Here is a 15,270-nt window from a genome sequence, read left to right as displayed (position 1 = left end):
CCGGTGCTCCTAAGCAACATAGTGTGCCGCTGTTTGAAGCTAGCGGCTGTTTGAATCTTTGGCTGGTTCCATCATTGTAAGTGCCTGATCCTGGCGGCGTGCCTTGTCTCCGCGCCGGCGCAGCGGGCCAGGACTCAGCCCAAAAGGGCACTCCAGTCCACCGGCCCGTCACTGGCCGAGGTTTTCCTGGCGGTCCGCTTCGCCGCCGGCTTCTGTTCGGCGGCCGTTGCCGACGCGTCAGGCAACGGCGCACCCCATGGGAGGGCGAAGGCGGGGACCAGTTCCCCCAGCTGCACGCCATGGGGCGGGACCACCAGCACACCGTCGGCGGCGGCCAGCCCCCGCATCATTCCCGGGCCGGTGTGCTGCGCCGGCGATGCCATGCCATAGAGCAGCCGGAAGGGCATGAGCCGGGTCCGGCCCGGGTCGGCGTCAATTGTCGAGCCGCAGGGCACCTCGCTGAGCGGGGGGATCGCGCTGTGCCCGAGTGCCGCCAGGAGTGGGGCACCGATCGTGGACAGCGCCATCATGGCCGCTAGCGGGTTTCCTGGCAGGCCGAGGATGTAACGGCCGTCCGGCAGCTCGGCCAGCACGGCGGGGTGGCCCGGGCGCATGGCGATTCCGTCGATCAGAAGGCGGCCGCCGAGCTCGGCGACCGAGCGCCTGAGGTGGTCTGTCCCGGAGCGCCCCGTGCCGCCGGTGGTGACCACGACGTCGGCAGGCAGGTTTTCACCGGCAGGATCGGTGTCCTCGAGGGCGGCGAGCCACTCGGCGTAGGTGTCGCCGACTTTCACTTCTTCGGTACAGATCCCGCCGAGCATTCCCACCACGGCGGCCAGTTGGGGTCCGAAGGTGTCGCGGACCTGCCCGGGTGCCGGTATCCCGCTCGTCACGACCTCGGAGCCAGTGAAAACGAGGCGGACCACGGCCTTGCCGAGCACGGGAAGGGTGTCACTTCCGGCCAGCGCGGCGAGGGCCAGATGGGCCGGGTTCAGGACCGTGCCGCGCTTGATCAGTACGTCCCCGGCGGCGGCTTCCTCCCCGGCCTTCCTGATGTGGTCGCCGTTGCGCGGGTCTCCCGGCTTCGCGGTGCCGCCCAGCTTCAGGACGGGCAGGCCGTCCTCGTCGACGTCGATGATGCCGCTTTCGCTGCGCAACACGGCCTTGGCCCCGGGCGGGATGAGGCCGCCGGTGGCAATCGGGCTGGCCTGATGTGGTGCCAGACGCTGGCCGGGTTCGGCCAGGATCCAGGGGCCGCTGCCGTTGACGGCCCAGCCGTCCATGGCAGAGGAAGCGTAATGGGGCATGTCCTGCCGGGCAACGACGTCCGCCGCGAGCGTCCGGCCGAGCGCCTGCCGCAGCGGAACAGGGGCGGCCGGGATGGGAACGGCGCACTCGAACGCGAGTTGCCGGGCCTCCTGCCACGTGTGGGCCAGGTGCCTGTGCGGCTCCGCGGCGTCCTGGTCCGCGGCGCCCTGGTCCCCTGCCTCCTCGTCCGCTGCATCCTGGTCCGCAGTGTCTTCGCCCGCTGCATCCTGGTGCGCCGCGATGTGAGGGCCACCAGGGCCGTCTACGGGAGCCTCTCCATCGCCAGTTCCGACGCCATTTCCGCCGGTATCGTTGACGCCATCTTCACCGCCATCTCTGACGCCATCTCCACCTGCGGCGGTGGTGGGGCCGTTGCCGTCCGGGGCCGCAGCCGTCATGCCCCGGAAGTTTCGGCGGCTGCGTAGTCCTTGGCGAGCCGGCGGGCCACGGCCATCGCGGACTCCATGGACACGGAGTCCGTGGCCTGCCCGGAGCCTGAGGCCAGGCCGGCCGCAAAGCCGGCAATGAATGTGGTCAGCGGTGCCGCCGGGCGCACCACGGAATGGGCGGCCACGCCGGCCAGGGCGAGGACCTCATTCACGTCAATCTCAACGTCGTCCAGCTCCAGGGCCTGGAGCAGGGCACGGCACCAGTCTTCCAGTGTTTCGTCCTGGCTTTTCACCGTTTGCCTCCATGGTCGAGTTCAGCTGTGCAGAGCCGGGCCGGAGCCCGGACCGCCGTCGGGAATCCTGCCGGATACCCCCAGTGCGGACGCGTCATCCCAGGTGTCGACGTCATCCGTGGAACCCGGGGGAACGCGAACTTCCCGCACGTCCAGCCTAGCAAGAAGGGCGAACACCGACGCGTTTTCCAGCCGGTCCCGGGACGCGGCGTCCGCGACAGAACGATGTAGCACGGCCGTGCCATAAAAGCCCGCGAGCGGCTGTTTCCGGCCGTCGGCCGAGACGGCCATGACGCCGTCGGCCGCGTCCCTTTCCGGCGTGCCTGCACCGGACGCGGCCAGCGCCTCGGCCAGGGCATGGACCGCGCCTTCCGACCGGGGCATGTCACACGCCAGGACGAGGGTATAGGGCGCGGCTGCTGCGTGCCGGCTCGCGTGATCGGCGGCCAGGGCGGCCAGCCCCGCCGCGATGGCTGCGGCCGGACCCGCGAAGGGCGGCTCTTCCCGGCAGGTCAGGACGCCGCCGGGCAGGCCCCCGGGGTCGGGGCCGACGACGACGGTGCGCCCCGCCGCGCCGGCGGCCCGCAGTGACCGCTCCAGGAGGGTGGCGCCGTCGTAGACCAGCCCGGATTTGGGCACGCCGCCGAGGCGTGAGGACCGGCCCCCGGCGAGAATGATGGCATCGAACTCCATCGTTTCAGCCTAGCGCGGCGCCAGCGGCCACCGAACAAGCCGTCACGTGCGCCGGCAGCGTCTTCACCGGCTGATCAATCAGCAAGGGGGCAGATCAGGCAGCCGATTCAGGCAGCAGGAACGGATCCCAGGCCGGCGTCGGCTTCTCGAGTTCCTTGATCTGCCAGATGGCACCCTTTGGCGGGCCCGGAACAAAACCGATCTTCCAGCCCATCTCCGCCGGCGTATGGTCGCTCTTGGCGTTGTTGCACCGCAGGCACGCCGCCACCAGATTCTCCCAGGAGTCGGCCCCGCCCCGCGATTTGGGCTGGATGTGGTCGATGGTGTGGGCAGCCTTGCCGCAGTACGCGCAGCGGTGGGCATCCCGGCGCAGCACGCCGCGGCGGCTCACCGCAGTCATCGTGTTGTACCTGGGCCGGATGTAGCGGTTCAGCAGGATCACGGACGGGCGGCCCAAAATGTCCTGGGGGCCGACCACGGGGTCGTCCCCTTCGGCCACCACGCTGGCCTTTCCGGTCAGGACAAGGACGAGCGCCCGGCGGAAGGTGATGACCGCCAGCGGTTCATATCCAGCATTCAGAACGAGAGTGCGCATCCGCATACCTCTTCACGGCCGCACCCGCCAGCGGCACGAGGGCCGGCTGCCCTCTGCATGGTCGGGCTATGGATCGACAACACAAGAGTAAACACTCAAGTGCCGGATCACCGAATATTTTTTCACCGGCGCGGTCCCCGGCGCGGAAAGTTCACTGCGCGGCAACGCAAAAGACCCCCGCCTGCAGGCGGGGGTCTTTCGGAATGCTGGGGTTGGTGCTTAGGCGCCGACGCGGATGAAGACCGGGCCGGAGCCGACGTTGACGCTGTACAGCGCGGTGGTGCCGCCGTTCCAGCCGCCGTGCACTGCCATGCCGTTGCCGACGTAGACCGCGATGTGAGCCATGCCCACGCCGCCGTTCTGGTAGTAAGCGAGGTCGCCCGGGCGTGCCTCGGCGGCGCTCACGGTGCGGCCCAGGGACAGGTAACCTGCCGGCCAGCCGTGGTAGTGGATGCCTGCCGCGGCCAGGGCGTTGGTGGCGAGGGCGGTGCAGTCCTGCGCCACGCCGATCTGTGCGTAGGCAGCGGCGGCGATGGTCGCGCCTGCGCCGCTTCCGATGCCGGCGGGGGCCTGGGCAGCGACGCCGCCGCTGACGCCAAGCTCGGTGCCGCCGGCGCGGGTGGCCGTGGCGTCCTGGACCTTGACGACGGGCTTGGGAGCCTCGACGACGGGAGCCGGCGTGGTGGTCACGGCGGGCTTCTCGTAGGAGATCGCGATGGTGGAAGCGGCCGAGATGGTGGCCGGAGCTGCGGACTGGACTTCCAGGGCCGAAGCGGAGGTGGATTCGCGCTGAACATTGGTTTCAGCAGCGTTGGCTGCGATTCCGCTGGTCAGAACCAGACCGGAAGCTGCGGCGATGACCGCAGCCTGACGGCCCACGCCGCCGGCGTTGTCGCCGACAGCCTTAGCAATAACAGCCAGCGAGTTGGTCTTGGTGACCTCGGCGCGGTGCCGTGCAACGTTTGCACGAGTAGTCATTAAGTTCTCTCTTTCGTGATCCTTGGACCGCGCGCTTTCGGGCACGGACTGAGGACGCTCCGGCATCTTGGGGGTACGCCGGATCGCCCCGAAATGGGTTACTTAGCGAAGGGTGTACTGCGAAGACGCGCCAAAAGCGGAAACTGCATGCTGTCCGGGCTCGCTAGAGATTGAGCCTGCGGAACGTGATCCAATCCGGGCGCCGGCAAGGGCGGCACGTGATGTGGATTCCAGCGGGCTCGACAGAGCCTCGCCGGTGCGCATGCGCGCAGAATTGTGGCGTGAAGACACGAAAGTAGCCTCTCCCAATGCCTACGAGGTGAGCTGTCGGATTCGGATGGGAGTCACCCGGCCGCGCTGCTTCCTGGGAAGCTTTACGACTTAACCCCAAGGCCTTCTTTCGAAGGCCAAAATTGGTTCCCCCGCCCCTGCCAGACGATGTAATGCGAACGGACCTTGAGCGGTGGCAGAGCTAGGCAATCCACTCAAGAGCGCCAACTTCGGAAAAGTTGGCGTGCTTCAAACCCTACAGCAGTCCGGATCCAATGTCACATTCAGATCACGGCGTGTCACAGGAAGTTGAGAGCAGCCCATCGGCTTTTTAGAGCCAGCCGAGCGGGTCAACGACATCGCCGTTGACCATCACTTCAAAGTGGAGGTGGCAGCCCGTGGAGGCGCCGGTGGTTCCGCTCATGGCGACGACGTCACCGCGGGAAACCTTCTGGCCGACCTTGACCGAGGCCGAGGACAGGTGGTTGTACGTGGTCTCCAGGCCGTTGCCGTGATCGATGACCACGCGGTTCCCCCCGCCGAAGGGATGCCAGCCGTTGAAGGTCACGGTGCCGCTGGCGGCCGCGTGGACCGCCGTGCCGCACTGGGCGGCGAAATCCTGGCCGCGGTGGAACTCCCCCGCGCCCCCGGTAATGGGGCTGACACGGTAGCCGAAGGGCGAGGCCGTGACCAGCTGGTCGAGCGGCGCACCCAGGGTGCCGGCCGATGCCGCGCGGGTGATGGTGCCCACAGACTGGGCGCTCAGCAGCTGCTTGAGTTTCCCGTCCGGATCGCCCTTCGTGGTGACGGCCGTGCGGTTGAAGTCGACTTTGGCGGCGGCAGCAGCGGTGACATCCGGCTGCACGGCAGCGGAGAGTGCGCCGGACCCGCCCGGATTCGAAGCCATCACCGGGCTCGTGACGGGGACCGTCACGGTCAGAACCAGACCAGTTGCGGCCAGGGCGATCCCGGCCTTCTGCCCGACCCCGCTGGCCGCGGCAAAGTCCGTGACCTGGCGGAACGGACTGCGACGGCGACGGCGTTCATCCCGGTGCACGTCCCGCGGGCGTTCGGCCGTGTGTGCGACGACGGGACGCGGCTCCGGAGCGGGACCGGTCGCGCGGCGACGGCCCCTCGAGGTCTGGGTGGTCAAGAACGGTTCCTCTCTGGATGGCCTGCGAAGTTAGCTGTCGGATTCGGGTCAGAGAGATCAAAGACCCGGTCCGCCGTTGCAAGCAGCCACGCACAGATGCATCCCCAGGGGATCCTTCGGTGGAAGCTGCTTGCCGCTGACGGACTTCACCCCAAGGCTGCCGAAGTAGCAGCCGAAAGTGGTTCCCCCGCCCCTGCCAGGAGGTAGTTCTGCGACTGATCCGCTGGCAGGGCTCGGCTTCGGATCAGGTAACGCTTTGGTATCGGTACTGGGCACTAACTATAGGCGATTAAGCCGCCCGGTAATAAATCCGTAACCGCAATTGTGGACAACTCATGGGTCGTCCCATGACCGGCGCGTAGTGGCTGGTCAGGCGACTGTTACAAAGACGTGCGCGGCAACCTCGGGCGGCAGTTCCAGGGCACCTTCGATATCGGGGACGCGGACCGAGATGTACTCCCCCACCCGCTCCAGCGAGACAAGCGCGCCAGGCCTGATTCCGCCCTCGTCGAGCTGGGCCAGAAGCTCCGGCTCGACCTGGATCGGCTCCGCGAGCCGGTTGACCGTAACCCGGGAACTTACCCCGTAGCCGGCCATGGCCTCCAGCAGGTTCACAGGCCTGTCCACGGGGGCGCCATTGGGCACGCCGCCAAGATCCGCAAGCCCCGGAATAGGGTTTCCGTAGGGCGAGACCGTCGGGTGGTTGAGCATCTCGAAGATTCTGCGCTCGACGCGTTCGCTCATGACATGTTCCCAGCGGCACGCTTCCTCGTGGACGTAGGCCCAGTCGAGCCCGATCACGTCCGCGAGGAGGCGTTCGGCCAGACGGTGCTTGCGCATGACACCGATTGCACGTTTCCGTCCGGTTTCCGTCAGTTCAAGGTGCCGGTCGCCGGAAACAACCACAAGCCCGTCGCGCTCCATCCGGCCGATCGTCTGGGACACAGTGGGGCCGGAGTGGCGGAGCCGTTCGGCGATGCGGGCGCGGAGGGCAACGATGTTTTCTTCTTCAAGTTCCAGAATGGTCCGAAGATACATCTCCGTGGTGTCGATCAGATCCGTCATTCAGCTCAGCTCCTCGAGCGCAGTCCTAGCGTCATTCCCACCGTACCGCGTGCGGGCTGCATGCAGGATGCGCCCAGGCGGGAACCGCCGTACGTTCGCATGCCAGCCTAGCCTATTTTGAATTACTCCGGATAATCTTTCGGTCGATCTGGAGCTATTGTCCCAGCCCCAGCCGGCCGGCCGTCCCCGGCGTCTCAATGACCGGACTATGACAGGCCTTTTTCCGTATCGCCGGGAGCTGTCAGGCAAAATAAAACCGGCAGAATGAAACAGGCAGAATGAAAAGGGGTGTCCGTGGTAGCCATCCCTGCCCGCCACCTCCCAGCCACGCTACGAACCAGCCGAAAATTGGAGCCACTGTGAGCGACACCAGCATCACGATCCCCGCCAACCTCCTGCCCAAGGACGGACGGTTCGGCGCCGGCCCGTCCAAAGTCCGGCCGGAACAGATGGACGCCCTGGCCGCGGCATCGTCGAAGCTGCTGGGGACCTCGCACCGCCAGGCACCCGTGAAGAACCTGGTCGGCTCGGTGCGCAGCGGCCTCAGCGAATTCTTCCGGGCACCGGAAGGCTATGAAGTCGTGCTGGGCGTCGGCGGATCTACCGCGTTCTGGGACATTGCCGGCTTCGGGCTCGTGGAGAACAAAGCGCAGCACCTGTCCTTCGGCGAGTTCGGCTCGAAGTTCGCCTCCGCCACCAACAAGGCGCCGTTCCTTGCCGAGTCCTCCATCATCAAGGCCGAACCCGGCACCCGCCCCACCGCCCGGGCGGAGGCCGGCGTCGACGTCTATGCGTGGCCGCAGAACGAGACCTCAACCGGCGTAGCCGCCCCCGTCCAGCGGGTGGCCGGCGCCGACGAGGGGTCGCTGGTGCTCGTGGACGCGACCTCGGCCGCGGGCGGGCTGGACGTGGACGTGGCGGAGTCGGACGTGTACTACTTCGCGCCGCAGAAGAACTTCGCGTCCGACGGCGGCCTGTGGCTGGGCCTGTTCTCCCCGGCCGCGCTGGAACGGGCGGCACGGATCAAGGCCGGCAACCGCTGGATTCCCGACTTCCTTGACCTCCAGACGGCGATCGACAATTCCCGGCTGAACCAGACCTACAACACCCCCGCACTGGCCACGCTGGTGACCCTGGACGCCCAGGTGCAGTGGCTCAACGCCAACGGCGGCCTGGACTTCGCCGCCGGCCGGACCGCGGATTCTGCCGGCCGCATCTACCGCTGGGCCGAAGCGTCCGAATACGCCACGCCGTTCGTGGCCAAGGCCGAGGACCGCTCGAACGTGATCGCCACGATCGACTTCGATGACTCGATCGACGCCGCGGCCATCGCCAAGGTGCTCCGCGCCAACGGCGTCGTCGACACCGAGCCGTACCGCAAGCTGGGCCGCAACCAGCTGCGCATCGCCACCTTCGTGGCGATCGAGCCCGACGATGTCTCGGCACTGCTCGAGTGCATCGATTTCGTCGTGGCGGAACTGAAGAAGTAGCCCCGCGTCCGGCGTCGTCACGGCCCTGAGAACCTAAGCCGTGACGGCGCCATCGTCGTTTCAGGTCCGTCCGCCCTGCTGTGCCTCCGGCAGCGCGTCCCTGCCGGCACCGGCCGCCCCGGTCCGGCTTTCGACGCGGAAGTACCGCATCCCGTGGGCGCGGCGGTTGAAGTGGAGCCGCAGGTGCTTCGCGCGGATGATCCACACCAGCCCGATCAGGGCCGCCAGCAGGCCGGCGCCCGCCGCGACCGCCATGGACCAGCGGGGGCCGGCGGTGTTTGCCACCCAGCCGACGAGCGGCGCACCAAGGGGGGTTCCGCCCATGAAGATCGCCATGTAGAGGGCCATCACCCGGCCCCGCATTACGGGCTCTGTGGTGGTCTGGACGTACCCGTTGGCGCTCGTCATCATGGTGATCGCGAACAGCCCCACGGGCACAAGTGCGACGCCGTACCAGAAGTAGTTCGGGGCCATCGCTGCGATGCCCGAGGTTACTCCGAAGGCGGCGGCCGCCCCGAAGATGACCCGCAGCCGTGGCTTGCCGCGCCCGGCGGACAGCAGGGCCCCGGCGACGGATCCGATGGCCATGATCGAATTCATCAGGCCGAAGGCCCCCGCGTCCAGGCCGAATTCGGTCCCCACCATGGCCGCGATGAACAGGGCGAAATTCAGCCCCAGGGTTCCCACGATGAAGATCGCCACCAGCACCACGACCAAATCCGGACGGTACCTCACATAGCGCAGCCCCTCCCGGATCCTGCCCTTGCCCGCCGGTGCCCGCGGCAGCCGGCGCAGCGACGACGACGGGATTTTCGCCAGGCTCAGCAACAGGGGCACAAAGGTGAGCGTATTAATGAGGAAGACCCAGCCGGGCCCGACGACGGCCGTGAGCACGCCGGCGACGGCCGGACCGATCATCCGGGCAACATTGAAAGACGCGCTGTTTAGGGCCACGGCGTTGGGCAGGTAGTCGTCCTGGACGAGTTCCGAGACGAAGGTCTGCCGGACGGGGGCGTCCAGGGCGGAGACCACCCCGAGCATCAGGGCAAAGGCGTAGACGTGCCAGAGCTGCGCCGCGCCCGTGACCACCAGGATGCCCAGCCCCGCGCTCAGTAGCGCCATGGCGGACTGCGTCAGCACTAGGAGCCGCTTGCGGTTGAACCGGTCGGCGACCAGTCCGGCCACGGGTGCCAGGAAGAGTTGCGGGCCCAGCTGCAGGGCCATCGTGATTCCCACCGCCCCGGCATCGTGCGCCGTCAGGTGGGCGAACACCAGCCAGTCCTGGGCTGTGCGCTGCATCCAGGTGCCAACGTTGGAAATGAGGGCGCCGACGAACCAGATCCGGTAGTTCAGGATGTGCAGGGATTTGAACGTGGACATCAGCCCCAGCCCTCCCCAGACACGCTCCCGGACGCTTCCAACCGCTAGTCGGCCTCGCCCGTTGAGCGTTCGCGCTCGTCGTCGTCGGTGTCAGCGTCGTCGGCGTCATCCTGCTGGTCGGCGTCGGACGCCTGTGACGGCGCTTCGGAACCGGACGGCGCTTCGGAACCGGACGGCGCCTCGGCAGCCTCGGCAGCCTCGGCAGCCTCGTCAGCCTGCGCGTCTTCCGGGCGGACCCGTTCGGCCCACGGAACCCAGGCCGGTGCCAGGATGGAGTCCTCGGAGGGCAGGAGCCCAAGTTCGTCCACCGTGACCACCTTGGAGCGCGAGTTGCGTGTCAGCACGGCGTACCACTGCCAGCCCAGGTATCCGGGGAGCCTGGATTCGAACAGGTGGGTCACCAGGCGGTCGCCCTCGCTCCGGGCACCGATGTGCTCGCCGATCTGCTCGGCGGGGGCAATGCCCTCCACCGCGGTGCGGGCGACGTCGACGGCGGCGGCCAGGAAGGCGTCAGGCTTACCGGTGCGCCAGACGGGCACGCCGGCGCGCGGGCGGATTCCCTGCTTGGAGCCGGTTGCTTTGGCCCCGGCGGGCGCTGCGGTTCCGGCATCCGGCGCCGGCAACTGATCAGGTTCCTGAGTCATCAAAAGCCTTATACGTCCAGCTCGTCGGCAACCTTACGGAGGGCCGCTGCGATCGCCTTGCCCTTGTTGCCTTCCGGGTACTTGCCCGCGGACAGGGTCCCGGACAGGTTATCCAGCACGCTGACGAGGTCCTGGACCAGCGGGGCAAGGTCCCTGGCGCTGGGCCGCTTTGCCTTGGCGATGGACGGCGTCTTGTCCAGCACGCGCAGGCCCAGGGCCTGGGCACCCTTGCGTCCGTCGGCTACACCAAATTCAACACGCGTGCCGGCCTTGAGCTCCGTGATGCCTTCGGGCAGCGCGGACTTGGGCAGGAAGACTTCCTGGCCGTCCTCGCCCGCGAGGAATCCGAAGCCTTTTTCCTTGTCATACCACTTGACCTTGCCGGTAGGCACGTAATCAACCTTCTTCGTTCTGCGGGGACACGGCCGGCGGTCACCGCATCCGCATGGATACGCGGGTTCAGGGTATGACTGCCCGGACCGTGTTGGTCTGTATCTCCAAGGTTATCCTGCCTGGTTCACTTTAACGGCTTGAGGCGCGGGCGATGCCGGACTGTTAGCGTTGCCCCCATGACACTGACGCGTTACCGGCGGCCTTTGATGATCGTAGCGGCCACCCTTGCTGTACTGTCCCTCGTTGCCGTCGGCGCTGTCATGGCGATGGCCTTCAACAATGCCGTGGCGCCCGCCTGGATTACCTCGACGGCCCTCTACGGCCTCCCGGTGGCATTCCTGCTCATGCTGGCCCTCGTTGTCGACGCGGTGGCAGCCCGGCGCCGCCCGCGCGGGCCCGGCGAAAGGTAACGTTGGAGCGATGTCCCTCATCCGCGCGCTCAGCAAGGAACTTCAGGCACGAAGCGACGAATCGTTGCGGGCCCTGTTCTCCGCGCGGCCGGACCTGATTTCTCCCGGCGTCCCGGACTTCGCCGCCCTCGCCGCCCGCGCCAGCGGACGCGTCAGCGTCCAGCGGGCACTCGAACGGCTCAACCGCCCGCAGATGCAGGTCCTGGAAACCCTGCACCTGTGCACCAACGCCGATACCGGGCACAGCGCGTCGGCGGCGATGCTGAAGAAACTGATCAACGGCTCCTCGGTTGCCGCCGTCGACCGGCTCCTCCATTCCCTGCAGGAACTGGCCCTCGTCCACCGCGCAGATCCGCCGCACGGCGCGACCCCCGCCGCCGCCAAACAGCGCCACTACCTTCCGGTCGGCAGCCTCAAGGACGTGATTGGCATCTACCCTGCCGGGCTGGGGCGCAGCTACACCGAGCTGGTGCGGCTCCAGCCTGCTTTTGCACAGCGCGTGGTGCAGCTGGTGGGGGAACTTCACCGCGCCGGGGCGTCCATCTCCCCCGCCCCGACGCCGATGGAAGCCGCCCTGTCCCTGCAGCACTGGACGGCAACACCCGAATCGCTCCAGCAAATCCTGGCCACCGCACCGGACCGGACCGCCGCCCTTCTGGCCCGGTTCGGGAACTGGGCCATGGGCGCCGTCCCGCAGGCGCAGCGCCGGGCGTCCGTGCTCCACGAAGGCGCCGACGTCGGCCCCGTGGACTGGCTGCTGGCGCGCGGGCTGCTGGTACCGCTGGACGCCGCGCACGTCGAACTGCCGCACAGCGTCGGAGTGTCGCTGCGCGGCGGGTTTGTCATCGAGAACTTTTCGCTCACGCCGCCCGTCCCCCGGCTGGGCAACACGAGCGCGGGGCTGCGCCGAAACGCCGCGCTGGGCGCCATCGCCGAGACGCTGCGGCTCGTCGGCGAAGTGCTCTACACCGTGCGCGAACAGCCGCTGGCGACGCTGCGAAGCGGGGGCGTCGGGGTCCGGGAGATGAAGCGGCTGGCGGATTCCCTGCGGATGGACGTGCACGAGGCCGGCGTCCTCGCGGAGCTCTGCGGAATGGCCGGTCTGCTGCGGCTGGACGTCGACAGTTCTGCGTGGGTGCAGCCGCCGCAGCTGGAGTGGCTGTCGCTGCCGCGGCAGGAGCAGTGGCTGTGGCTGGTCAACGCCTGGCTGGCCAGCGAGCGCGCACCGTCCCTCGTGGGCCAGCCGGTGAATGCTGCCGCCCCGGGCCCGGCCGGGCACCGGGGCCCGGCCGGGACCACCATCAATGCGCTCTCCGCCGAGGCGCAGCGGCCGGACGCCCCGGTGGTCCGGAAAAGGGTCCTGGAAATCCTGCACGAACTCACCCTTGAGGCCGTGGCGCCCGACGGGCAGGCCCCCGTCCTCGATGCCGCCGCCGTGCTGGAGCGTGCCGAGTGGACGCAGCCCCGGATGGCCAGGCGCTTCAGCTCGCTGATCCGCGGCATCCTCGCGGAGGCCGAGATGCTTGGCCTGATCGGCTCCGGGGCGCTGAGCCAGCTGGGCGCCGCGATCGCCGCCGAGCAGCCGGACGACGCCCTGGGGATCCTGGGCGAACACCTGCCGGCGGCCCTGCAGCACGTGTTGCTGCAGGCGGACCTGACGGCGGTGGCGCCGGGCTACCTCGACCCCGAACTGAGCGAACGGCTCCTGACCATGGCCACGGCCGAAGGGCAGGGACCGGCCACCATCTACCGGTTCTCCGTCACCTCCGTGCGCCGGGCCCTCGACACCGGCCAGGACGCCGCGGCGATGCTGGACTTCCTGCGCCAGCATTCGGCCACCGCCATCCCGCAGCCCCTCCAGTACCTCATCGAAGACACCGCCGCGCGCCATTCCCGGCTCCGGGTGGGGGCCGCGGCCAGCTTTATCCAAAGCGAGGACGAGGCTGCCCTGCTGGAACTGCTCAACGCCCCGGCCGCGGCTGGCCTCGGGCTGGTGCGCATCGCGCCCACCGTGGTCGTCTCCCACGCCGCGCCCCGGGAAACCGCCCAGGCCCTCCGGGGTCTGGGGCTCGCCCCGGTCCTGGAGGAAGCTGCCTCCGCCATCGTCCGGCTGCGCCGCAGCACCCCTGCGCCCGGCAGCGGCCGGCCGGTCTACACCGCCCCGCGGACCGCTCCGCCGGAGGCCGACATCGAGGCCCAGCTCGCCGTGCTGCGCACCAACGGGTCCCGGGCGCCGGGCTCCGGCGCCCACCCGCCCGCGGCACCGGGCAGCGAGGAAGCGACCCAGTTGGGCCTCGAGACCCTGCTGAAGGCGATCCGCCTCAGGCAGCGGGTCATCATGAACGTCGTGGACAGCATGGGGAATGCCACCCGCGAGACGGTTGTTCCGGTAGCTGTGAATGGCGGGCGGGTGCGGGTGTTCGATCCGGACAAGGAAATCGAGCGGGTCCTGTCCATCCACCGCATTATCGACGTAGAAGCTACAGAGGAATTGTTCCAGTGAATGACGGGCCCCTGATCGTCCAGAGTGACAAGACCATCCTGCTGGAGGTCGACCACGAACTCGCAACGGAGGCCCGGCACGCCATCGCGGCGTTCGCCGAGCTGGAACGGGCCCCGGAGCATGTGCACAGCTACCGGCTGACGCCGCTGGGGCTCTGGAACGCCCGGGCGGCCGGGCTGGACGCCGAAAAAGTGCTGGACACCCTGCTCACGTACTCCCGTTTCCCCGTGCCCCATTCCCTGCTGATCGACGTCGAAGAGACCATGTCCCGGTACGGCCGGCTCCGGCTGGAGAAGGACCCGCAGCACGGCCTGGTCATGCGCACCTCCGACTACCCGGTGCTCGAGGAAATCAGCCGCGCCAAGAAGATCGCCCCGCTGCTCGGGCCACGGATCGACGGCGAGACGGTGGTGGTGCATTCCTCCCAGCGCGGCCAGCTCAAGCAGCTGCTGCTCAAGCTTGGCTGGCCGGCCGAGGACCTGGCCGGCTACGTGGACGGCACCCCGCACCCCATCATGCTCAACGAATCGGGCTGGAAGCTGCGGCCCTACCAGCAACTGGCCGCGGAGAACTTCTGGGCCGGCGGCAGCGGCGTCGTCGTCCTTCCCTGCGGCGCCGGCAAGACGCTGGTCGGCGCGGCCGCCATGGCCACCAGCTCCACCACCACACTGATCCTGGTGACCAACACCGTCGCCGCGCGGCAGTGGAAGGACGAGCTCCTCAAACGCACGTCGCTGACCGAGGAGGAGATCGGCGAGTACTCCGGCTCCGTCAAGGAAGTCCGGCCGGTCACGATCGCCACCTACCAGGTCCTGACCACGAAGCGCGGCGGGCTGTACCCGCACCTGGAGCTCGTGGACGGCAACGACTGGGGCCTGATCATCTACGACGAGGTCCACCTGCTGCCCGCGCCGATCTTCCGGATGACGGCGGACCTGCAGGCCCGCCGGCGGCTCGGGCTGACCGCCACGTTGGTGCGGGAGGACGGCCGGGAGGGCGAGGTCTTTAGCCTGATCGGGCCGAAACGCTACGACGCGCCGTGGAAGGACATCGAGGCCCAGGGCTACATCGCCCCGGCCGATTGCGTGGAAGTCCGGGTGGACCTGCCCCGCGACGAACGGGTGGCCTATGCCATGGCCGAGGACGCCGACAAATACCGGCTGTGTGCCACCTCCGAGACGAAGACCCGGGTGGTCGAAGAACTCGTCGCCGAACACGCCGGGGAACAGCTCCTGGTGATCGGGCAGTACATCGACCAGCTCGACGAGATCGGCGAGCGCCTGGGCGCGCCCGTGATCAAGGGCGACACGTCGGTGAAGGAGCGCCAGCGGCTGTTCGACGCGTTCCGCGCCGGCGAGGTGCAGACCCTGGTGGTGTCCAAGGTCGCCAATTTCTCCATCGACCTGCCCGAGGCGTCGGTCGCGATCCAGGTCTCCGGTTCATTCGGGTCCCGCCAGGAGGAGGCCCAGCGCCTGGGCCGGCTGCTGCGCCCGAAGAAGGACGGCCGCTCCGCCCGGTTCTATTCGCTCGTGGCCAGGGACACCCTGGACCAGGATTTCGCCGCGAAGCGGCAGCGGTTCCTCGCCGAGCAGGGGTACGCCTACCGGATCATGGACGCCAAGGACGTCGGCACCGCGGGCTAGGCGGGTGCCGGGGATGCGGCCATGCAACACACAACCTCCATTCAGAAAACTCCCAGAGTCTGG

At 68.3% G+C, this 15,270-nt stretch carries 14 protein-coding genes and 2 riboswitches; of the genes, 4 read left to right on the top strand and 10 right to left on the bottom strand.

The features are described 5' to 3' along the window. Positions 1 to 134: 134 nt before the first annotated feature. The 7 genes from AC1DGD_RS20350 to AC1DGD_RS20320 form a co-directional block, all read right to left on the bottom strand. Positions 135 to 1,706, bottom strand: a complete 1,572-nt coding sequence (locus AC1DGD_RS20350) for a molybdopterin molybdotransferase MoeA (protein ID WP_476858026.1) — start codon at positions 1,704 to 1,706, stop codon at positions 135 to 137. Next, positions 1,703 to 1,990: a DUF6457 domain-containing protein gene (locus AC1DGD_RS20345; protein WP_079555354.1), complete on the bottom strand. Its 288-nt coding sequence runs from the start codon at positions 1,988 to 1,990 to the stop codon at positions 1,703 to 1,705. The genes AC1DGD_RS20350 and AC1DGD_RS20345 overlap by 4 nt, the downstream gene beginning before the upstream one ends. A 21-nt stretch (positions 1,991 to 2,011) precedes the next feature. After that, positions 2,012 to 2,683: a molybdenum cofactor guanylyltransferase gene (gene mobA / locus AC1DGD_RS20340; RefSeq protein ID WP_476858025.1), complete on the bottom strand. Its 672-nt coding sequence runs from the start codon at positions 2,681 to 2,683 to the stop codon at positions 2,012 to 2,014. A gap of 94 nt (positions 2,684 to 2,777) precedes the next feature. Continuing rightward, a complete protein-coding gene (locus tag AC1DGD_RS20335; protein ID WP_026266867.1) occupies positions 2,778 to 3,278 on the bottom strand; it encodes an HNH endonuclease in 501 nt (166 codons plus the stop codon). 219 nt (positions 3,279 to 3,497) lie between these two features. Further along, positions 3,498 to 4,256: an NlpC/P60 family protein gene (locus AC1DGD_RS20330; protein ID WP_230009730.1), complete on the bottom strand. Its 759-nt coding sequence runs from the start codon at positions 4,254 to 4,256 to the stop codon at positions 3,498 to 3,500. Between the two features lie 295 nt (positions 4,257 to 4,551). Further along, a riboswitch (cyclic di-AMP (ydaO/yuaA leader) is annotated at positions 4,552 to 4,721 on the bottom strand. 136 nt (positions 4,722 to 4,857) lie between these two features. Then, on the bottom strand, positions 4,858 to 5,679 hold the full coding sequence (locus AC1DGD_RS20325) for a M23 family metallopeptidase (RefSeq protein ID WP_476851273.1): 822 nt from the start codon (positions 5,677 to 5,679) through the stop codon (positions 4,858 to 4,860). Between the two features lie 4 nt (positions 5,680 to 5,683). Further along, a riboswitch (cyclic di-AMP (ydaO/yuaA leader) is annotated at positions 5,684 to 5,898 on the bottom strand. 150 nt (positions 5,899 to 6,048) lie between these two features. Further along, entirely contained in the window at positions 6,049 to 6,744 is a 696-nt protein-coding gene (locus AC1DGD_RS20320) for an iron-dependent transcriptional repressor DtxR (RefSeq protein ID WP_476858024.1), read from the bottom strand. Positions 6,745 to 7,103: 359 nt separating this feature from the next. Here AC1DGD_RS20320 and serC point away from each other — a divergent pair, with 359 nt between their 5' ends. Further along, positions 7,104 to 8,234, top strand: coding sequence for a phosphoserine transaminase (gene serC, locus AC1DGD_RS20315; RefSeq protein ID WP_476858023.1), 1,131 nt, complete (start codon positions 7,104 to 7,106; stop codon positions 8,232 to 8,234). A 60-nt stretch (positions 8,235 to 8,294) separates the two neighbouring features. Here the strand turns inward: serC and AC1DGD_RS20310 are convergent, their stop codons facing one another. From AC1DGD_RS20310 to AC1DGD_RS20300, 3 genes are read right to left on the bottom strand one after another with little or no spacing between them, the layout of a single operon-like run. Then, the gene (locus AC1DGD_RS20310; RefSeq protein WP_476858022.1) at positions 8,295 to 9,614 is read right to left on the bottom strand and encodes an MFS transporter; all 1,320 of its coding nucleotides are present in this window, start codon (positions 9,612 to 9,614) and stop codon (positions 8,295 to 8,297) included. 44 nt (positions 9,615 to 9,658) lie between these two features. Continuing rightward, the gene (locus AC1DGD_RS20305) at positions 9,659 to 10,258 is read right to left on the bottom strand and encodes a DUF3027 domain-containing protein (protein WP_476858021.1); all 600 of its coding nucleotides are present in this window, start codon (positions 10,256 to 10,258) and stop codon (positions 9,659 to 9,661) included. Positions 10,259 to 10,266: 8 nt separating this feature from the next. Beyond that, positions 10,267 to 10,650 carry a cold-shock protein gene (locus AC1DGD_RS20300; protein WP_018776003.1) on the bottom strand — a complete coding sequence of 128 codons (384 nt, stop codon included), beginning with the start codon at positions 10,648 to 10,650 and terminating at the stop codon, positions 10,267 to 10,269. 177 nt (positions 10,651 to 10,827) lie between these two features. Here AC1DGD_RS20300 and AC1DGD_RS20295 point away from each other — a divergent pair, with 177 nt between their 5' ends. Genes AC1DGD_RS20295 through AC1DGD_RS20285 form a run of 3 tightly spaced genes read left to right on the top strand, consistent with a single transcriptional unit; the run spans position 10,828 to position 15,207 of the window. Beyond that, complete coding sequence (locus tag AC1DGD_RS20295) at positions 10,828 to 11,061, top strand: hypothetical protein (RefSeq protein WP_079555362.1); 234 nt, start codon at positions 10,828 to 10,830, stop codon at positions 11,059 to 11,061. A 10-nt stretch (positions 11,062 to 11,071) separates the two neighbouring features. After that, positions 11,072 to 13,564, top strand: coding sequence for a helicase-associated domain-containing protein (locus AC1DGD_RS20290; RefSeq protein ID WP_476858020.1), 2,493 nt, complete (start codon positions 11,072 to 11,074; stop codon positions 13,562 to 13,564). Continuing rightward, positions 13,561 to 15,207 (top strand): DNA repair helicase XPB, encoded by a 1,647-nt coding sequence (locus AC1DGD_RS20285; protein WP_476858019.1) that lies wholly within the window; start codon positions 13,561 to 13,563, stop codon positions 15,205 to 15,207. The genes AC1DGD_RS20290 and AC1DGD_RS20285 overlap by 4 nt, the downstream gene beginning before the upstream one ends. The last annotated feature ends 63 nt before the right edge of the window (positions 15,208 to 15,270 follow it).

The sequence above is a fragment of the Arthrobacter sp. 05T45 genome (genome assembly GCF_056395875.1).
This window is presented reverse-complemented; position numbering and strand designations above follow the sequence as displayed.

Coding starts and splice junctions, on each gene's coding strand:
- AC1DGD_RS20335 (WP_026266867.1), bottom strand. CDS start 3,278: ATGCGCACTCTCGTTCTGAATGCTGGATATGAACCGCTGGCGGTCATC.
- AC1DGD_RS20305 (WP_476858021.1), bottom strand. CDS start 10,258: ATGACTCAGGAACCTGATCAGTTGCCGGCGCCGGATGCCGGAACCGCA.
- AC1DGD_RS20310 (WP_476858022.1), bottom strand. CDS start 9,614: ATGTCCACGTTCAAATCCCTGCACATCCTGAACTACCGGATCTGGTTC.
- AC1DGD_RS20350 (WP_476858026.1), bottom strand. CDS start 1,706: ATGACGGCTGCGGCCCCGGACGGCAACGGCCCCACCACCGCCGCAGGT.
- AC1DGD_RS20295 (WP_079555362.1), top strand. CDS start 10,828: ATGACACTGACGCGTTACCGGCGGCCTTTGATGATCGTAGCGGCCACC.
- AC1DGD_RS20330 (WP_230009730.1), bottom strand. CDS start 4,256: ATGACTACTCGTGCAAACGTTGCACGGCACCGCGCCGAGGTCACCAAG.
- AC1DGD_RS20290 (WP_476858020.1), top strand. CDS start 11,072: ATGTCCCTCATCCGCGCGCTCAGCAAGGAACTTCAGGCACGAAGCGAC.
- AC1DGD_RS20320 (WP_476858024.1), bottom strand. CDS start 6,744: ATGACGGATCTGATCGACACCACGGAGATGTATCTTCGGACCATTCTG.
- mobA (WP_476858025.1), bottom strand. CDS start 2,683: ATGGAGTTCGATGCCATCATTCTCGCCGGGGGCCGGTCCTCACGCCTC.